Source organism: Citrobacter sp. VF227 (genome assembly GCF_052950715.1).
Genome location: NZ_JBRFVF010000732.1, coordinates 1 through 255 on the forward strand (window position 1 = coordinate 1; position 255 = coordinate 255).

The 255-nt window shown below is 62.7% G+C and carries 1 pseudogene; it reads left to right on the forward strand.

The window, feature by feature from the left end:
* Positions 1-236, forward strand: a pseudogene (locus ACU8YC_RS28775) (fimbrial protein); the annotation flags it as partial.
* Between the last annotated feature and the right edge of the window lie 19 nt (positions 237-255).

Genomic DNA, 255 nt, shown 5'->3' on the forward strand with positions numbered 1-255 from the left:
ACGGCGTGGTCACCGCCGGCGCGGGCGACCGGGTCCGTATCCACGTCTCTGCCCTGGATAACCAGGCGAGCCACAAAGATACCATTACGGATGCCCCGGATCGCCGTGTGGTGACGTATCCGGTGACCTTTGCGGCACTGGGGCAGCTGCGCTTTGCCGCCGTCCCTGCCGGACTCGATAAAGCGGAGGCCGGCGAGTACACCGGTCAGCTGGCCTTCGTTATCACTTATGAATAAGCCGTTCACTTGACAGGTC